Origin of the sequence: Pseudomonas sp. BF-RE-21 (genome assembly GCF_019947305.1) — a bacterium.
GTDB classification, from domain to species: domain Bacteria; phylum Pseudomonadota; class Gammaproteobacteria; order Pseudomonadales; family Pseudomonadaceae; genus Aquipseudomonas; species Aquipseudomonas migulae.
This window is the reverse complement of record NZ_JAGYGF010000007.1, coordinates 55,259-72,455: the sequence shown is the minus strand read 5'-3', so window position 1 is coordinate 72,455 and position 17,197 is coordinate 55,259. Positions and strand designations below refer to the sequence as shown.

The following is a 17,197-nucleotide window of genomic DNA, read 5'->3' as shown; positions in this document are numbered from 1 at the left end:
AGCCTCGCTCCTACAGGTTATGTGTCAGGCCTAAAATCCGAGGCCGACAATAAACCTGTAGGAGCGAGGCTTGCCCGCGAAAAGGTCCGCAGGACCTTCGGCTACATCAGAGCCGGCCGTATTCCTGCGCCGTACGATCGACCGCTTTCAACGTCTTGCCAACCAACTCATCAACCTCTTCCCGACTGGCAATCAACGCCGGCGCCATGATCATCCGCCCCAGCGTCGAACGAATAATCACCCCCTCCTCAAACCCAATCGTGCGGCAACGCCAGGCAATATCGTTCTCGTTGGCAAAGCGCTTTCGACTGGTTTTATCTTCAGCCAACTGCAACGCCGCTACCATCCCGACACCCTGGATATCCCCCACCAACGGGTGATTGCCGAACACTTCGCGCAGGCACTGTTGCAGGTACGGCCCGATGTCGTCCTTGACCCGCGTCACCACCCCCTCATCGCGCAACGCCTTGAGGTTGGCGATGGCCACCGCTGCCGCCACTGGGTGTCCGGAATAGGTCAGGCCGTGGGCAAACACCCCGCCCTGCTCCACCAATACCTGCGCCATTTTCTTCGACAGGATCAGCCCGCCCATGGGGATGTAGCCGGAGGTCAAACCCTTGGCAATCGACAGCGTGTCCGGCTCGAAACCGAAGTGCTCATGGGCGAACCATTCGCCAGTGCGACCGAAGCCGCCGATCACTTCGTCGGCGCACAACAGCACGTCGTACTTGCGGCAAATCCGCTGAATCTCCGGCCAGTAACTTTCTGGCGGGAAGATCATCCCGCCCGCGCCCTGGAACGGTTCGGCGATAAACCCGGCGACTTTGTCCGCGCCCAGTTCGAGAATCTTCGCTTCCAGTTGTTGCGCCGCCCGCAGGCCGAATTCAGCCGGGGTCAGGTTGCCTTCATGGGCGAAGAAGTACGGCTCGTCGATGTGTTCGATGTCCGGCAGCATGCCGCCCATTTCGTGCATGAACTTCATGCCGCCGAGCGCCGTCGCCGCCAGTGTCGAACCGTGGTAACCGTTCCAGCGACCGATCATGACTTTCTTCTCGGGCTTGCCGAGGATGGTCCAGTAACGGCGCACGGTGCGGATCAGCACCTCGTTCGCTTCGGAGCCGGAGTTGGTGTAGATCGCGTGGCTGTAGTGCCCCGGCAACAGGCTGAACAGCAGCTCCGAAAGCTCGATCACCTGCGGGTGAGTGGTGTGGAAAAACATGTTGTAGTACGGCAATTGCTCAAGCTGTTGAGCCGCTGCCGCCGCCAGGTCCTTGCGGCCGTAACCGAGGTTGGTGCACCACAGCCCGGACATGCCGTCGAGGTAGCGCCGACCATCGTTGTCCCACAGGTGCAGACGCTCGCCACGGACCATCACCCGCGGTCCTTCATCGTTGAGCGCTTTCTGATCGACGAATGCGTGGATGTGGTGCGCAGCGTCGGCGGCCTGGTAGTCGCGGGTTTCACGTGGTGTGGTCATCGCCAGTTCTCCGTTTTGTTATTAGCGCAGTTGAAACCAGGTGGTCTTCAACTGGGTGTATTTATCGAATGAGTGCAGCGACAGGTCACGGCCGAAACCGGACTGCTTGCCGCCGCCGAACGGCACCGTCACGTCGAGTGCGTCGACGCTGTTCACCGACACCGTGCCGGCGCGCAATTGCCGCGCCACACGGTGGGCGCGATTGAGGTCGTCGGTCCACAGCGAAGCGGCCAGGCCGTAGACGCTGTCGTTGGCCAGTTGCAAGGCGTGTGCCTCGTCATCGAACGCGGTGATCGCCAGCACCGGGCCGAACACCTCGTCACGAAACAGCGACATGTCCGGGCTCACGTGAGTGAAAATCGTCGGCTGGATGAAGTTGTCGGAGCCGTTGAAAATCGACTGCCGACCGCCGCACACCTTGGTCGCCCCCTGGCGCTGGGCTTGCTCGATGAACTTCATGATGCGCGCGGTCTGGCGGCTGTCTACGATCGCCCCGGCGCTGCTCGACGGGTCCAGCGGATCGCCCGGCAGCCAGCGTTCGGCCTGCGCCTTGAGGCGCTCGACGAACTCGTCATGGATCGAACGCTGCACCAGCAATCGCGAGTTGGCGGAGCAGACTTCGCCCTGATTGAAGAAGATGCCGAACGCAGCTTTTTCGGCCGCCAGATCCAGGTCCTGACAATCGGCGAACACCAGGTTGGCGCTCTTGCCGCCGCACTCCAGCCAGACCTGTTTCAGGTTCGATTGCGCGGAATACTGCATGAAAAATTTGCCGACTTCGGTGGAGCCGGTGAACACCAGGCAATCGACGTCCGGGTGCAAACCGAGGGCTTTGCCCGTTTGTTCACCGAGGCCTGGCAGCACGTTGAGCACGCCTGCTGGCAAGCCGGCTTCAAGCGCCAACTCGGCCAGACGCAGGGCAGAAAACGGTGATTGCTCGGCGGGTTTGAGGATCACCGAGTTGCCTGCCGCCAGCGCGGGCGCGAGTTTCCATGCAGCCATGTCCAGCGGGAAATTCCATGGCACCACGGCGGCGACCACGCCCAGCGCTTCGCGGGTGATGGTCGCCAGTACGTTCTGCGCGCTCGGAGCGATCTGGTCGTAGAGTTTGTCGAGGCTTTCGGCGTACCAGCGAAACACCCCGGCGGCGCCCGGCACGTCGATGTTGTAGGCGTCCATCACTGGCTTGCCCATGTTCAGCGAATCCAGCAGCGCCAGTTCTTCGCGGTGGGTCATGATCAGATCAGCCAGGCGCAGCAGCACTTGCTTGCGCTCGTTTGGCGAACGCGCCGACCAGGTGCCGGCCTCGAACACCTGCCGCGCATTTTTGACGGCGGCGTTCACTTCTTCATCACCGCACGCTGTCACGTTGGCCAGGCGCTGGCCGGTGGCCGGGTTGATCGCGGCGAAGGTTTGTCCCGACTTCGCCGAACGGGGTTTGCCATCAATCAGGGCCTGGTCGGGAAACGCCAGCGCAGCGGCCTTGTTTTGCCAGTAGGTAAGCTCGAACACGTTCAGATGCTCCATGGGCTTTTCTTGTGAATTGGATGGTGGCCCAGGCCCGTGTCGAGGAAAAATAGTAAAAATGTCTTCGCAGACCATGAAAAAACTGGGCAGCCCATCTCCCCGGTCGTGCGGTATGTGGTTATTGTTCAGGCACAACAACACCGTCGTCAGAACGGACGCAGTCGGCGCAAAAATTGCTGGATGTCGAGTCCATCCACCCCGAGGTTTGCCGTGGCTGCCTACAACCTGCGTCAATTGAAGTACTTCATCACCACCGTCGAATGCGGCAGCGTTGCCGAGGCGTCGCGCAAGCTGTACATCGCCCAGCCGGCCATTTCCACGGCGATCAAAGGCCTGGAAGACAGCTTCGGCGTGCAATTGCTGATCCGTCATCACGCACAAGGCGTGTCCCTGACGCCCAGCGGCGCACGCTTCTACCGCAAGGCCCAGGAACTGTTGCGCATGGCCAAGGAGTTCGAACAGAACGCCCTGGCCGACAATGACGTGGTGGCCGGACAAATCGACATCGGCTGCTTCGAAACCGTCGCGCCGCTGTACCTGCCGCAATTGATTGCCGGGTTCTCGGCGCTGTATCCCGGCGTGAAAATCCGCATCCGTGACGGCGAACAGCAGGAGTTGGTGCAAGGCCTGACCTCGGGCACCTTCGACCTGGCGATCCTCTATGAACACGACCTCGACGCCACCATCGAAACTGAACCCCTGATGCCGGCGCAGCGGCCTTATGCATTGCTGCCGGCGGATCATCGCTTTGCCCAACTCAAGCAAGTGTCCCTGCGCGATCTGTGCCTGGAGCCGATGATTCTGCTGGACGTGCAACCGAGCCGGACCTACTTCGTCAGCCTGTTCGAAGAACTGGGCCTGTCGCCGAACATTGCGTTCAGCTCACCGTCGATCGAGATGGTTCGGGGCATGGTCGGCCAAGGGTTCGGCTTCTCGATCCTGGTCACCCGCCCGCACTCGGAGTGCACCTACGACGGGCAGAAAGTGGTGTGCGTGGACATCGTCGAAGACGTCACCGGCTCGGGGTTGGTGGCGGCGTGGCTGAAGCGCGGGCAGTTGACCAAACCGGCGCAGTTGTTTGCCGATTACTGCCGCGAACAGCTCACCGCCAAGGCCGAAAGATCACACCCGACCTTGTAGGAGCCCGGCTTGCTGGCGATGGCGTCCGAAAGACCGATGCAACATCCAAGGGCCCCATCGCCGGCAAGCCGGCTCCTACAAGGTGCGTGGATGTATGAGGGATCAAGGCAAACGCAAACCTGTAGGAGCCGGCTTGCTGCGGGCGGCGTTCCGACGATAGCGGTGGGTCAGCCGCTGATTTATTGACTGGACGGACGCCATCGCCAGCAAGCCGGCTCCTACAGGGTGGGGGGCACCTCACTTCCGGGGTTTGATTCGGGCGGTCGCTTCAGCCACCAACGGATCATCCGGCCAGTAATGCTTCGGATACCGCCCCTTCAAATCCTTTTTCACCTCGGCATACGTACTGCGCCAGAAGTTCGCCAGGTCCTGTGTCACCTGCACCGGCCGCCGCGCCGGGGACAACAGATGCAACTTCACCACCTGCCGCCCGCCAGCGATGCGCGGGGTTTCGGCCAAACCGAACAACTCCTGCAACCGCACCGCCAGAATCGGCGGCTGCTCGCTGTAATCCAGACGAATCGACGACCCCGACGGCACGCTCAAATGATGCGGTGCCAGCTCATCGAGCCGTTGCGGCAGCGGCCACGGCAATAGGTTATGAACAATGCTTGAGAGATCCAGATTGGCAAAATGACTGAGCCGCGAAACCTTCCCCAGATACGGCATCAACCAGTGCTCAAGGCTTTTGAGCAGCGCAGCATCACTGACATCCGGCCACTCACTCTGATCCTTGCTGGCGAGGTCCAACTGCCGCAACAACGCCACCCGCGCCTGCCACTGACGCAACTCCGGCGTCCACGGCAACAGCTCCAGCCCCTTGCGCCGCACCAGATTCACCAGCGCCTGACTGCGCGCGGTTTCATCGAGCCCGGTCAACGGTTCACGGCTGAGGATCAACTCGCCAACCTTGCGCTGACGCTCGGCGCGTAACACGCCTTCGCGCTCGTCCCAATCCAGCTGATCGACCACCCGCACCTGTTCGGCGAGCACCGAATCGAACAACGCCGGATCGAAATCCGCCGCCAGATAAATCCGTTCCTCGCGCTGCCCCTGACGGCTGCCGAGATCGGCGATTACCAGCCACGGTTGTTTCATCAAGCTGTCGGCTTCGGCGAACAACGCGGCACGGCCGTTGGCCAGGCGATATTCCGCACCACCCGCTCGACGTTGTTGCGCAACACGGTCGGGATAGGCCAGCGCCAGCAAGGCGCCGAGCCAGCGCGGATGCTCCGGATCGCTGACCGGTTCCGACGCCTTGCCACGCAGATAACCACGGTATTGACGCGCCAGTTGCCGCGCTCGCTGAACACCGCCCTGAGCACCGCGTGCGGCACGCTCTTCGCCGGACAACAGCACCAGTCGACTGTGCAGATCGGCGCCGGCACCGCGCAAGATATCCCGCTCACCGAGCAACGCCGCGACATCGCACGCCATGTCCGCCAAGCCCAGCGCCTGACCGCGCAGCAGCAAATGGGCGATGCGCGGATGCGCCGGCAGTTCGGCCATGGCCTGACCGTGGCGGGTCAGCGCTTCGCCATCCAGTGCGCCGAGGCGATCAAGCAAGTCCTGAGCCTGGGCATACGCGGCGGCGGGCGGCACGTCGAGCCACACCAGTTGCGTCGGTGTCACGCCCCAGCGGCCGAGCTGCAACGCCAGACCGGCAAGGTCCGCCGAAAGAATTTCCGCACTGGCATACGCCGCCAGTTGCTCGTGTTGATCCTGCGACCACAAGCGATAACACACGCCCGGCTCCAGCCGCCCTGCCCGCCCCGCACGTTGCGTGGCACTGGCGCGAGAGATGCGCTGCGTGTCGAGGCGGGTCATGCCGCTGCCCGGATCGAAACGCGGCACTCGTGCCAACCCGGCATCGATCACCACACGCACGCCGTCGATGGTCAGGCTGGTCTCGGCGATGTTGGTCGCCAGCACCACTTTGCGCTTGCCCGCCGGGGCTGGATCAATCGCGGCGCGTTGCGCGGCGAGGTCCAGTTCACCGTGCAACGGGCAGAGCAACACCTGCGTGTTTTCGCCCAGCGCATCGGCCAGTTGTTGATGCACCCGGCGGATTTCCGCTTGCCCCGGCAGGAACACCAGGAGGCTGCCGGTTTCATCGTTCAAGGCTTCGAGGATGGTTTGCACCAGGCGCGGCTCGATGAATTCACCGGGCTGGAACGGTCGCCCCCAGCGCATCGCCACCGGGTACATGCGCCCTTCACTGCGCAGGATCGGCGCGTCATCGAGCAACCCGGCCAGGCGTTCGCCTTCAAGGGTGGCCGACATCAAAAGAATTTTCAGCGGTTGATCATCGCGGAACAGTTCCCGGCCATTCAGGCTGAGGGCCAAGGCCAGATCGGCATCAAGGCTGCGTTCATGAAATTCGTCGAAGATCAGCAAGCCCACGCCTTCCAGCGCCGGATCATCCTGCAAGCGCCGGGTGAGGATGCCTTCGGTGACCACTTCAATCCGCGTCCTGGGCCCGACTTTGCTGTCCAGCCGAATGCGATAGCCGACGGTTTCACCGACCTTCTCGCCCAGCTCACTGGCCAAGCGCTCCGCCGCCGCACGTGCAGCCAACCGACGCGGTTCGAGCATCAGAATGGTCTGCCCGGCCAGCCATGGCTCGTTGAGCAGGGCCAATGGAACACGGGTGGTTTTACCGGCACCGGGCGGTGCTTCGAGCACGGCTTCGTGGCGTGTCGCCAAGGCTTCACGCAGGGCGGGTAAAACTTCATCAATCGGCAAAGAAATCATGCTGGCTCCCAAACAGAGGGCCGAGTATAACGGCGAACTGCTCGGCGTTTATCAGGGTCCTAATTCATAGAGACGCCCTTTCGTTTTGAAATTACCCAGGAGATTTCATATGCGTGTTCCCTTTCGCCTGATTGGCGGTGTATTGGTTGCCACCTTGCTGACCCAGGTAACCGCTTGCGGCTCGATCTTCTACCCTGATCGCCGCGGGCAGATCGAAGGCAAGATTGACCCGGCCATCGCCGCGCTGGATGCCGTGGGCCTGCTGTTCTACATCATCCCCGGCCTGATCGCGTTTGCCGTGGACTTCGCCACCGGCGCGATTTACTACGCACCGGGCGAGACCGCGCAGGTGGCGCCGGAAAAACTCAAGGAAGCGATCGGTGCCGACGGCAAGGTCGATACCCACAAATTGCAGACTATTCTTGAAACCGAACTGGGCCGCAGCTTCCCGCTGGACGACCCACGTTTGATTCAACACAAGGGCAGCACTCAGCAACTGGCCTTGCTCGGCCTGCAACCTGCCGCGTAATCCGTGCACATAAAGGAATAGCCGCACTTATGATTTCCAGCTCCGAACACGCCCGCCTGCTGCGGCTGGCGACCCGTGCCTCGGTGGCGGTGGCGTGCACGTTGATCGTCGCCAAAGCCATCGCGTGGTGGTTGAGCGGTTCGGTGAGCATGCTCGCCGGGTTGACCGACTCGGCCCTCGACGGTATCGCCTCGCTGCTCAACCTGCTGGCAGTGCATTACGCCTTGCGCCCCGCCGATGAAGATCACCGTTACGGGCACGGCAAGGCCGAATCGCTGGCGGGCATGGCGCAGGCGTTGTTCATTGGTGGCAGTGCGGTGCTGATTGCGTTGCAGGCGTTTGATCGGCTCAAGCATCCGGAACCGGTGGGTGCTCCGTGGATCAGCATCGGCGTGATCGTGTTTTCCCTGGCGCTGACATTGGTCCTGCTGATGTTGCAGCATCGGGTCGTCAAGGCCACCGGCTCCAACGCGGTGCGCGCCGATTCCCTGCATTACCGTTCGGACTTGCTGCTCAATGGCAGCATTCTGGTTGCGCTGGTGCTGGCCGGGGTTGGCTGGCATCAGATGGACGCGTGGTTTGGCCTGGGGATCGCCGCCTACATCTTCTGGAGCGCCATTCAAATCGCCCGGGAAAGTTTTAAGGTGCTGATGGACGAGGAATTGCCGCCAGACGTCAGCCAACACATGCTCGAACTGGCCTGCAGCGTACCGGGGGTGCTGGGCGCGCATGACCTGCGCACACGGGTGTCCGGCAACCAGTGGTTCGTGCAATTGCACCTGGAATTGCCGGGGGAGCTGACCCTGTCAGTCGCTCACGGCATCAGCGATCAGGCGGCCGATGCAATTCACGCGGCGTACCCGCGAGCCGAGGTGCTGGTGCACGCCGACCCGCAGGAAGTGGTGAAGGCCGCCAGGGCAAATCAGAAACTCACCTGATACCCGCGACTGCTCAGGCAGTTGCCCTGGGCCTGGCGGTAGGCTTGCACCACCGACGGATCCGGCTGGTAGGTGGCCGTGCGCGGATCGAAGCCACTCTGCTGCACCGCGTATTGATAACACTCGTAGCCGTCCTGATTGACCTGCTGCGGCGACTGCCCGTTGGCGGGATACGCCACCACGTCATAGCCATTGCCGGTCGGTTGCGGTTGCACGGGCGGCTCGACCACCACGTAATCCTGAGTGCTTTCCTGATAGGCGTAGTACGAGCCCGCCGCCAGGAACAACAGCGCGCCGCCGATCCACACTTCACGGGCGTAATCAGGCAGGTAGCTGACGCGAATCCCGCGCGGCGGCTGCACCACGACATAACGCGGGCCGAGCGGGCGATACCAGTAGCCGCCGGAGAAGAAATAATCCTGCCCACGATACGGCACGCGATAGTCGCGGTCCGGGAAGCGGTCGATCACATGCCCGGGACGGTACTGCGGGCCTGGGCCCCAACCGTTACCGTGGCCATTCGGGCGACCGGCCCAATGATGATCGTCGGGACGTGAACCCGGCCCGCCGGTCTGCCATTGCTGGTTGTAACCATTGTTTCGCGGGATGTCCTGATAGTAACCACGTTGCGGCTGCTGGGTCTGGCGCACGGTGTCGGGCCGGCCCTGGATCGGCAAGTCGTTGGCCGGCAATTGCGGCGGCGGCGGTGGTGGCCGGACGGGACTGTTGAAGTCGCGCGGCGGGTTGTCTCGCGGCTGATTGTTTTGCCACTGCCCGCCATTGCGCGACTGGCCGTTGTTCTCGAACTGACGACTGTTGTCGCCACGAATGATGTCGTTTTTTTGCGGACGCGGCTGATTGTTGCCGCCACGGCCCTGATTGTTGCCCTGATGACCGTCACCGCGTTGTCCATTGTCGGGACCCCGGTTCTGCGGCTCATCGGCCAGCGATTGCGCAGTGACACTGACACACAGCAAACCAACACCGGCCAAACGCCAGATGCGCGACTTCATGCTTTTCCTCACTGCGGGTTAGGGCCTGTACGTAAGACTGGGAAAGCACAGGCCGGTTCTGCAACAGGTTATCAGTCGTGCAACTTATTTATTGAGGGCGGGTGAAAAATTGCGGGCAAAAGAAAAGGGAGACCCGTCGGCCTCCCTTTGAGAACTTCGTCCGTGCTCGACGCTTATGACGTCGGCTCACCTCACGCCGTCTTCTGGACAGTGTGCAGCTCGGGGGCCGGCACATCCCCGGTGGGGGTGGCGGCCGCGACTGGCCTGATTGGGCGAGTCGCTGTGGACTGTTTGTCCGAGCAGTGATTCTGGTGATAAGAATAGGCCTGGGGCGCCGGCAGAGGATTGCGAAGATTGCTCAAATAAACATGACTTGCGCAATTTTTAACCCTGGATAGATAATCTGCCGCAATCGATATGACAAAGGCCTGATTGATGAGCAAACTCGACCGATACGACCTGAGCATTTTGGCGGAATTGCAGCGCGACGCGCGCATCTCCAACCAGGAGCTGGCCGAACGCATCGGCCTGTCACCTTCACCGTGCTCGCGCCGGGTCAAGCAACTGGAAGACGACGGCTACATCACCCGCCAGGTGGCCCTGCTGGATCGCAAAATGCTTGGCCTGAGCCTGACGGCTTACGTGCTGATCGGCATGGACCGACATACGCCGGAGCGATTCGAGAATTTCGAAGCGGCGATTCGCACCTTGCCGCAAGTGCTTGAATGCAGCCTGGTGACGGGGATGGATGCGGACTATCAGCTCAAGGTGGTGGTGCCGGACATGGACCATTACCAGAAACTGCTGCTGGGGCACCTGACAAGGATTGAAGGGGTGACGAGTGTGCGGTCGAGTTTTGTGTTGAATCAGGTGCTCAACAGCACCGAACTGCCGCTGACTCATCTGCGTAGCTGAGGACGCCTTCGCGGGCAAGCCTCGCTCCTACAGGTTTTGCGCGAGCCTTTGTAGGAGCGAGGCTTGCTCGCGAAGGGGCCGGAACAGGCGACGAATAGCTGCGACACGCTGCCGCAGGTCAATGCCGCACCAATCCCCCATGCCGTATACTCCAGCGCCTTTTAGCCCCGCCCCCGCTGGAGATGTCCGATGGATCCTGCAGTATTCGAAGAGTGGATGATGACCGGGCTGGTCAGCATTCTGATCATTTTCATGGGTTTCATCGTCTGGGATCTGGCAAAGAAATCCAAGGCCGGGCGCTTTGGCTCGTTCATCCTGTTCTTCGTGCTCGGTCTGGGCGTGGCCGCGTTCGTGATCAAAAGCGTGGTGATCGGCCTGATCGAATCCGGCACGTTATAAGCGCGCCGGCACTTCTTTCCACTGGCCCTGATCGAGCCCTTCGATCGACCAGTCGCCGATCCTGACTCGCACCAGGCGCAACGTCGGCAAGCCGACCGCTGCGGTCATGCGCCGGACCTGACGGTTACGCCCCTCGCGAATCACCAGTTCCAGCCAACTGGTCGGCACGCTTTTGCGAAAGCGCACCGGCGGGTTGCGCGGCCACAGTTGCGGCTCATCCAGTTGCCGCGCTTGCGCGGGCAAGGTCATGCCGTCATTCAGCTCGACGCCATCGCGCAAACGCTGTAACTGCTCGGCACTCGGCTCGCCCTCCACTTGCACCCAATACGTCTTGGCCAGTTTGTGCTTGGGGTCGGCAATCCGCGCCTGGAGCTGGCCGTCGTTGGTCAGCAGCAGCAACCCTTCGCTGTCACGATCCAGACGGCCTGCCGGGTAAATCCCGGGAATCTCGATGAAATCCTTGAGCGTCGCCCGCCCTTCACCGTCGCTGAATTGCGTCAGCACATCGAACGGTTTGTTGAACAGGATCAGCTTCGGCTCGGCCGGCGGCGCTTTGGCGACACGGCGCGGGGCTGATGACGGGGTGTTCGCGCCAGGGCGGCGGGACACGGGGCGTTGGGGACGGGACATGGCGAAGAGAACATCTAACGGTCAGGGCTGCTAATGCTAGTGCCCTGACCGCCAAATGACCATGACAACTCTCAATCAGCGGAACGGCGGCTCGTCGAAGCTGCGCAGTTTGCGCGAGTGCAACGAGTTGAGTTCGGTGCGCAACAAGTCCACCGCCTCGATACCGATCTTCAAGTGCTGGCTGACCGCGCGCTCGTAAAAGGCGTTGGCCGAACCCGGCAACTTGATTTCGCTGTGCAGCGGTTTGTCCGAGACGCAAAGCAATGTGCCGTACGGCACCCGCAAGCGATAACCTTGCGCGGCGATGGTGCCGCTTTCCATGTCCACCGCCACGGCGCGGGACAGGTTGATCAACGGACGTTCCTGGGCCCAGCGCAATTCCCAGTTACGGTCGTCGTAAGTCAGCACGGTGCCGGTGCGCAGGCGTTTCTTCAGCTCGTCGCCCTTCTCACCGGTGATGTTGGCCGCCGCTTGCTGCAACGCCATCTGCACCTCGGCCAGGGCCGGAATCGGAATGTTCGGCGGCACGACCCGGTCGAGAATCCCGTCGCGGCGCATGTAGGCGTGAGCCAACACATAATCGCCAATGGTCTGCGACTGACGCAGACCGCCGCAGTGACCGATCATCAGCCAGCAATGCGGACGCAATACCGCCAAATGGTCGGTGATGTTCTTGGCGTTGGACGGGCCGACGCCGATGTTCACCAGGGTCACGCCATGACCGTCGCTGGCGATCAGGTGATAGGCCGGCATTTGATAGCGATGCCAGACCACGCCGGCCGCAATCGCCGACGCTTCGCCGTGATCCATGCTCTTTTCGATGATCACGTTGCCCGGCAGCACCATGCGCACGAAACGCGGATCGCTGCGCAACTGCTCGAGGCCATGAACAATGAACTGGTCAACGTAGCGGTGGTAGTTGGTCAGCAGAATCCACGGCTGCACATGGCGCCAGTCGCTGCCGGTGTAATGCACGAGGCGGCGCAGGGAGAAATCCACCCGCGCGGCGTCGAACAGGGCCAGCGGCAGCGGGTCGGTGTTTTCCCAATCGTACAAACCGTCGGCGATGCCATCGGTGGCGGCCGACAGGTCGGTACTCGGGAACACCCGCGCCAGCACGGCCGCGGTCACGCCGGAGCCGGCCAGTTCATCGCCCTGCTCGACCACATACGGATAAGGAATGTTCTGCTGGCTGATGCCGACTTCCACGGTCACGGTGAAGTCGTGCATCAGCGGCACGAGCTGTTCCAGCAAGTATTTACGGAAAGCCGCCGGATGGGTGACTGTGACGCTGTAGGTCCCCGGCAACTGCACCTTGGCGTAGGCGCGGGTGGTTTGCGGGACTTCGCCCTGGCAGTGGTAGGTCAGACGCAGTTCAGGATAACGAAACATCGCACGCTGTTCGGCGTCCGGTTCAACTCGATCCTTGAGGTAACGCTTGAGCGCCTGGCTCAGTGCGGTGGTTGCGCGATTGTGCAAGTGAGCAAGCCGGTCCACGGCTTGCTCGGCGGTTTGAACGATAATAAAAGCTTCGGTCACGATCAGCATCCTGTGTTCTGACTTGCAGGCCTTCATCTTGCCTGCATCGTCGCTTCACGGGAACAGTGGCGTGTTGGTTGCGCACCAATTCTGAGGCGCCACTGAACCTGTGGGAGCGGGCTTGCCCGCGATTACGGATTGACATTCAACAGAGATGTTGTCTGACAGACCGCTATCGCGGGCAAGCCCGCTCCCACAGGTTTCCTTAGTGTTCATTTAGTCGTGATCAAAACCCTAGCGGGGTCGAGCGGGCGACGATCGCTTCGACATCCAGCCCTCGCGGCAACGCACCGTATACCCGACCGGCGTCGCCGAGGCGGCTGGCGATGAACGCATCGCTGACCGCCGAATTGCCGGCCTCCAGCAACAACTTGGCTTGCAGCCCCAACGCGATGTCTTCGGTGAGCTGTCGCGCACGATACTGAATGTCGCTGGTGTCCTTGAACGCCGACTGCAATTGGCTGATGTGTGCGGCCAGCCGTTTGTCGCCGTGACCATCACCCAACTCGCTGAACAGCACATCGAGCACTCCCGGTTCTTTCGACAGCGCCCGCAACACATCCAGGCATTGCACGTTGCCGGAGCCTTCCCACGTCGAATTGACCGGTGCCTCGCGGTACAAGCGCGGCAGGATGCTGTCTTCGACATACCCGGCACCGCCCATGCATTCGGCGGCTTCGTTGATCATCGCGGGTGCGCGCTTGCAGATCCAGTACTTGCCCACTGCGGTCACCAGGCGCGCGAATTTGGCTTCGTGCCCGTCATCCAGATGATCCAGCGCCTTGCCCATGCGCAGGCTCAACGCCAACGCGGCTTCGCTCTCCAAGGCCAGATCGGCGAGGACGTTCTGCATCAACGGTTGTTCGCTGAGCAGCTTGCCGCCGACGCTGCGATGAGCGCAGTGATGACTGGCCTGGGTCAGCGCCTGACGCATCAAGGCGCTGGAACCGACCATACAATCGAAGCGGGTCATGGCAACCATTTCGATGATGGTCGGAACGCCGCGCCCCTCTTCTCCGACCATCCACGCCAGCGCACCGCGAAACTCGACTTCGCTGGAGGCGTTGGAGCAATTGCCGAGTTTGTTTTTCAGGCGCTGGATGTAGAACTGATTGCGCGTGTCGTCGGGGCGATGGCGTGGCAACAGGAAGCAGGTCAAACCTTTGTCAGTCTGGGCCAGTGTGAGGAAGGCATCGCACATCGGCGCAGAACAGAACCATTTATGGCCCACCAGTTCGTAGGCCTGGCCCGGCCCGCTGGCACCCACCGGATACGCCTTGGTGGTGTTGGCCCGCACATCGGTGCCGCCCTGTTTCTCGGTCATCGCCATGCCAATGGTGACACCGGCCTTGTGGGCCATGCCGACATTGCGCGGGTCGTATTCGGTGGCGAGGATTTTCGGCAGCCATTGCCGGGCGAGATCGGGTTGCAAGCGCATCGCCGGCACACTGGCGAAGGTCATGGTCAGCGGGCAACCGCTGCCGGCTTCGGCCTGGCTGTGCAGGTAGGTCATGGAAGCGCGGGCGACATGGGCGCCGTCCTGTGGATGCGCCCAGGGCAGCGAGGTCAAACCGTGCTCGATCGCCGTGCGCATCAGCTCGTGATACGCCGGGTGAAATTCCACCAGATCGATGCGATGACCGTAACGGTCGTGGCTGCTGAACACCGGTTTGTTCTCGTTGGCCAGGAACCCCGCTTCCATCAGCGGCCCGCCGGCCAGCGCGCCGTAAGCGTCGATCCGCGACTCGGCCCAACCGGCCCCGAAACGCCGCGACCACTCCTGCAAAGGCAGGTCGATGCGATACAGGTTGGCGCCGTCCAGCGACGGCGGCTGGTTGGTGACTTCGTGGGTTTCGGCGAACTGATGCAGGTTCATGACGGGGCTCCTTTGGTCAGCCAAGGAGTTCAGTTAAGCACTGCCCCGAGGCCGAACAAAGTGGCATATCCGCCTAACTGTCGGCGCTTTCGCCTTGTTTTGGACAAAGCACCCGTCGATACAACGCGGCCTGCAAATCTTCGAATTTCACCGGTTTGCTCAGGTAATCGATCAAGGCACCGGTTGGGCAGCGCTCCCGATCAGCACTCAAGGCAATCATGAACACCGGCAATTCGGCACACCCCGGCAAGTCCCGGATCTGGCAGCAGACAGACTCCCCGTCGAGGGGCGGTAGCTGACAATCGAGGAGTACAGCGTCGAAGGTTTCACGCTGCAGGACTTCCAGCGCGGCCACCCCGTTATCCGCCGTACGGACCCGAAACCCGAGCTTGAGCAACATGCCGCGCATCACCAATTGATTGATGCTGTTGTCGTCCACCAGCAGCACCGTGCAGTCCTGAGGCAAGCGCAGACGCGGGAATTCCCGGGTCATCAATGGCGTTGTCACGCGCTCGACCACCGGCAATTCAAACTCGACGTCAAGCTGGAAGCGGCTGCCGCGACCAGGCTCGGAGCGGTGCGTGAGGTTCCCGCCGAGCAGGTCGACCAGTTGTCGACAGATCGCCAGGCCGACACCGAGGCCGCCATATTCACGGGTCATCGAGCCGTCGAGCTGGAAGAACCGCTGATACAGCGTCGCCTCGCCCAGATCGGTGAAACCGATGCCGGTGTCGATCACCGCAAAGGACAATGCCAGCTTGCCGGGCTCCGCGTTTTTACCCGAGACCCGCAGCGCCACCCCGCCCACTCGCGTGAACTTGATCGCGTTATCCAGCAGGCATTCCAGGCATTGCGCCAACTTGACGTTATCGCCGTACAAGCGGTCCGGCAGGCCCGGTGTCACCTCGACCTTGAAGTCCAGCGACTTGCCCGACGCGTTGCCTTCGAACTGCACGCGCAAGGTATCGACCACGCTGCGCAAACTGAAGGTGGACGCCGAAGCCTTGAGCTTGCCGGCCTGCAATTCGGTCAGGGTAAGAATGCCGTTGACCATGCGCATCATGTCGCGTGCCGAACCGGCGGCCGTTTGCTGGTATTGCTCCAGCTCCGGGTCCATCTCGACGGTTTGCATCAATTCCAGCGAACCGATCACGCCGTTCATGGGGGTGCGCAATTCGTGGGTCAGCGTGGCGAGGAATTCATCCTTGAGCTTGTTACTGTGCGCCAGTTGCTGGTTGAGCACTTCAAGCTTCTGGCCAGCATCGAACAAGGTTTGCGCCTGTTGCTCGCGCATGGCGTTGATGCGGTCGGCCAGGGCCAGGGACAGCAGCGCCACTTCAATCGCCGAACCGATCTGGCTGGAATACATGGTCAGGAATACGTTCGGCAGGTAACCCAGCACCATCATCGTATTGATGATGCCGCCGAGCAAAAACGCCGACCAGGCGATGATGAAATAACGCGCCACCCGCAAGCCGCGCCACCAGGCGAAAAACCCTGCGGCGAAAATCACCACGGTGAACGACAGGGCCAGCGTCGTCGCCAGGCGCAGGGCCAGGGCGTAACTGGTCATCAATGACAACCCGACGACGACCGCACTGAACGCAATCAACGCCAGCAGCAGGCGATCGAGCCAGCGGCTGAGGGTCGCCGTTTGCAGGAAGCTGCGCGCAAACTGGCTGCCGAACAGCCCTGCACAACCAATGAAAAACGGCGTCGCGGCGTTGGCCCACCACGGGTTGTCTGGCCAGAAATACTCTACGGCCGCGCCATTCACCGACAGCTGATACAGGCCGAACGAGGCAATATAAAAGATGTAATAGAGGTAGCTGGTGTCGCGCACGCTGAGGTAGATGAACAGGTTGTAGACCAGCATCCCCAGCAACACGCCGTAAATCAGGCCCAACACATAAAGCCGCACCGGCTGTTCTTCGAGGAACGCGGTGCTCGACCACAACGTGACCGGCGCCTGGATCGACCCTTCGCTTTGCAGGCGCAAGTACACGGTTTGCGCTTGGTCGGGCGTGAAGTTCAGATCGAACAGGTAGTTGTTCTGGCGAATCTCGCGACTGCTGAACGGCAAGGCGTCGCCGGTCTGACGGGCCAATTGATAGCTACCGCCGGCATCAGGCAAATACAGATCAAGGTGATCGAGGGGCGGATAGGCCAGTTCCAGCAGCCACGTCCGCTGTGCAGCCGGATTGGTCGGGCGGTAATGCAGGTCGATTTTCAGCCAGAACACCGAACGCGAGTAACCGGCGTTGAGCGTGGCCTTGTCATGGGGCTTGAAGTGTCCGGCAGCGGCTTGCGCGCGGATATCGGCAATGCTCGCCTGACCATCGGCGTCTTCGAACACTTGCAGGGTTCGGCCCAAGGGCAGGCTTTGAGTGAACTCATCGAACTCGACTGCGCTTGCCATGAGGGGCAAGCAAAACAGCAACATCAGCAAATAGCGCATTT

Annotated in this window: 13 protein-coding genes; 5 read left to right on the top strand and 8 right to left on the bottom strand. The window is 61.7% G+C overall.

Going from position 1 to position 17,197, the window contains the following annotated elements; all coding sequences use genetic code 11:
• Positions 1 to 106: 106 nt before the first annotated feature.
• Both KGB25_RS07690 and KGB25_RS07685 read right to left on the bottom strand, forming a co-directional pair.
• Positions 107 to 1,477 (bottom strand): aspartate aminotransferase family protein, encoded by a 1,371-nt coding sequence (locus KGB25_RS07690; RefSeq protein ID WP_008041264.1) that lies wholly within the window; start codon positions 1,475 to 1,477, stop codon positions 107 to 109.
• Between the two features lie 21 nt (positions 1,478 to 1,498).
• Positions 1,499 to 2,989 carry an aldehyde dehydrogenase gene (locus tag KGB25_RS07685; RefSeq protein ID WP_223434755.1) on the bottom strand — a complete coding sequence of 497 codons (1,491 nt, stop codon included), beginning with the start codon at positions 2,987 to 2,989 and terminating at the stop codon, positions 1,499 to 1,501.
• Positions 2,990 to 3,214: 225 nt separating this feature from the next.
• On the opposite strand from KGB25_RS07685, the gene KGB25_RS07680 reads away from it, so the two are divergent.
• Positions 3,215 to 4,144 (top strand): LysR substrate-binding domain-containing protein, encoded by a 930-nt coding sequence (locus tag KGB25_RS07680; protein ID WP_008041256.1) that lies wholly within the window; start codon positions 3,215 to 3,217, stop codon positions 4,142 to 4,144.
• 237 nt (positions 4,145 to 4,381) lie between these two features.
• On the opposite strand, the gene hrpB is transcribed toward KGB25_RS07680, so the two are convergent.
• On the bottom strand, positions 4,382 to 6,898 hold the full coding sequence (hrpB, locus tag KGB25_RS07675; protein ID WP_223434725.1) for an ATP-dependent helicase HrpB: 2,517 nt from the start codon (positions 6,896 to 6,898) through the stop codon (positions 4,382 to 4,384).
• A 109-nt stretch (positions 6,899 to 7,007) separates the two neighbouring features.
• Here hrpB and KGB25_RS07670 point away from each other — a divergent pair, with 109 nt between their 5' ends.
• Together KGB25_RS07670 and KGB25_RS07665 are read left to right on the top strand one after the other, a co-directional pair.
• A complete protein-coding gene (locus KGB25_RS07670) occupies positions 7,008 to 7,427 on the top strand; it encodes a hypothetical protein (RefSeq protein WP_008035153.1) in 420 nt (139 codons plus the stop codon).
• Between the two features lie 29 nt (positions 7,428 to 7,456).
• A complete protein-coding gene (locus KGB25_RS07665; RefSeq protein WP_207285489.1) occupies positions 7,457 to 8,365 on the top strand; it encodes a cation diffusion facilitator family transporter in 909 nt (302 codons plus the stop codon).
• Here KGB25_RS07665 and KGB25_RS07660 read toward each other — a convergent pair.
• On the bottom strand, positions 8,350 to 9,378 hold the full coding sequence (locus KGB25_RS07660; RefSeq protein WP_223434724.1) for a DUF6515 family protein: 1,029 nt from the start codon (positions 9,376 to 9,378) through the stop codon (positions 8,350 to 8,352). The genes KGB25_RS07665 and KGB25_RS07660 overlap by 16 nt on opposite strands.
• 435 nt (positions 9,379 to 9,813) lie before the next feature.
• Here KGB25_RS07660 and KGB25_RS07655 point away from each other — a divergent pair, with 435 nt between their 5' ends.
• Together KGB25_RS07655 and KGB25_RS07650 are read left to right on the top strand one after the other, a co-directional pair.
• Positions 9,814 to 10,293: an Lrp/AsnC family transcriptional regulator gene (locus KGB25_RS07655; protein WP_007894448.1), complete on the top strand. Its 480-nt coding sequence runs from the start codon at positions 9,814 to 9,816 to the stop codon at positions 10,291 to 10,293.
• Between the two features lie 189 nt (positions 10,294 to 10,482).
• The gene (locus tag KGB25_RS07650; RefSeq protein WP_007937369.1) at positions 10,483 to 10,692 is read left to right on the top strand and encodes a DUF2788 domain-containing protein; all 210 of its coding nucleotides are present in this window, start codon (positions 10,483 to 10,485) and stop codon (positions 10,690 to 10,692) included.
• Here the strand turns inward: KGB25_RS07650 and KGB25_RS07645 are convergent.
• From KGB25_RS07645 to KGB25_RS07630, 4 genes are all read right to left on the bottom strand, one after another.
• Positions 10,687 to 11,322, bottom strand: coding sequence for a pseudouridine synthase (locus KGB25_RS07645; RefSeq protein ID WP_008035145.1), 636 nt, complete (start codon positions 11,320 to 11,322; stop codon positions 10,687 to 10,689). The genes KGB25_RS07650 and KGB25_RS07645 overlap by 6 nt on opposite strands.
• A gap of 75 nt (positions 11,323 to 11,397) precedes the next feature.
• Positions 11,398 to 12,897, bottom strand: coding sequence for an AMP nucleosidase (amn, locus tag KGB25_RS07640; protein ID WP_177318196.1), 1,500 nt, complete (start codon positions 12,895 to 12,897; stop codon positions 11,398 to 11,400).
• Between the two features lie 190 nt (positions 12,898 to 13,087).
• On the bottom strand, positions 13,088 to 14,737 hold the full coding sequence (locus tag KGB25_RS07635; RefSeq protein ID WP_223434723.1) for an acyl-CoA dehydrogenase family protein: 1,650 nt from the start codon (positions 14,735 to 14,737) through the stop codon (positions 13,088 to 13,090).
• A 73-nt stretch (positions 14,738 to 14,810) separates the two neighbouring features.
• Complete coding sequence (locus KGB25_RS07630) at positions 14,811 to 17,195, bottom strand: hybrid sensor histidine kinase/response regulator (protein ID WP_223434722.1); 2,385 nt, start codon at positions 17,193 to 17,195, stop codon at positions 14,811 to 14,813.
• Positions 17,196 to 17,197 lie beyond the last annotated feature (2 nt).

Coding starts and splice junctions, on each gene's coding strand:
- amn (WP_177318196.1), bottom strand. CDS start 12,897: ATGAAGGCCTGCAAGTCAGAACACAGGATGCTGATCGTGACCGAAGCT.
- KGB25_RS07690 (WP_008041264.1), bottom strand. CDS start 1,477: ATGACCACACCACGTGAAACCCGCGACTACCAGGCCGCCGACGCTGCG.
- KGB25_RS07665 (WP_207285489.1), top strand. CDS start 7,457: ATGATTTCCAGCTCCGAACACGCCCGCCTGCTGCGGCTGGCGACCCGT.
- KGB25_RS07670 (WP_008035153.1), top strand. CDS start 7,008: ATGCGTGTTCCCTTTCGCCTGATTGGCGGTGTATTGGTTGCCACCTTG.
- KGB25_RS07635 (WP_223434723.1), bottom strand. CDS start 14,737: ATGAACCTGCATCAGTTCGCCGAAACCCACGAAGTCACCAACCAGCCG.
- KGB25_RS07660 (WP_223434724.1), bottom strand. CDS start 9,378: ATGAAGTCGCGCATCTGGCGTTTGGCCGGTGTTGGTTTGCTGTGTGTC.
- KGB25_RS07650 (WP_007937369.1), top strand. CDS start 10,483: ATGGATCCTGCAGTATTCGAAGAGTGGATGATGACCGGGCTGGTCAGC.
- KGB25_RS07655 (WP_007894448.1), top strand. CDS start 9,814: ATGAGCAAACTCGACCGATACGACCTGAGCATTTTGGCGGAATTGCAG.
- KGB25_RS07630 (WP_223434722.1), bottom strand. CDS start 17,195: ATGCGCTATTTGCTGATGTTGCTGTTTTGCTTGCCCCTCATGGCAAGC.
- KGB25_RS07645 (WP_008035145.1), bottom strand. CDS start 11,322: ATGTCCCGTCCCCAACGCCCCGTGTCCCGCCGCCCTGGCGCGAACACC.
- hrpB (WP_223434725.1), bottom strand. CDS start 6,898: ATGATTTCTTTGCCGATTGATGAAGTTTTACCCGCCCTGCGTGAAGCC.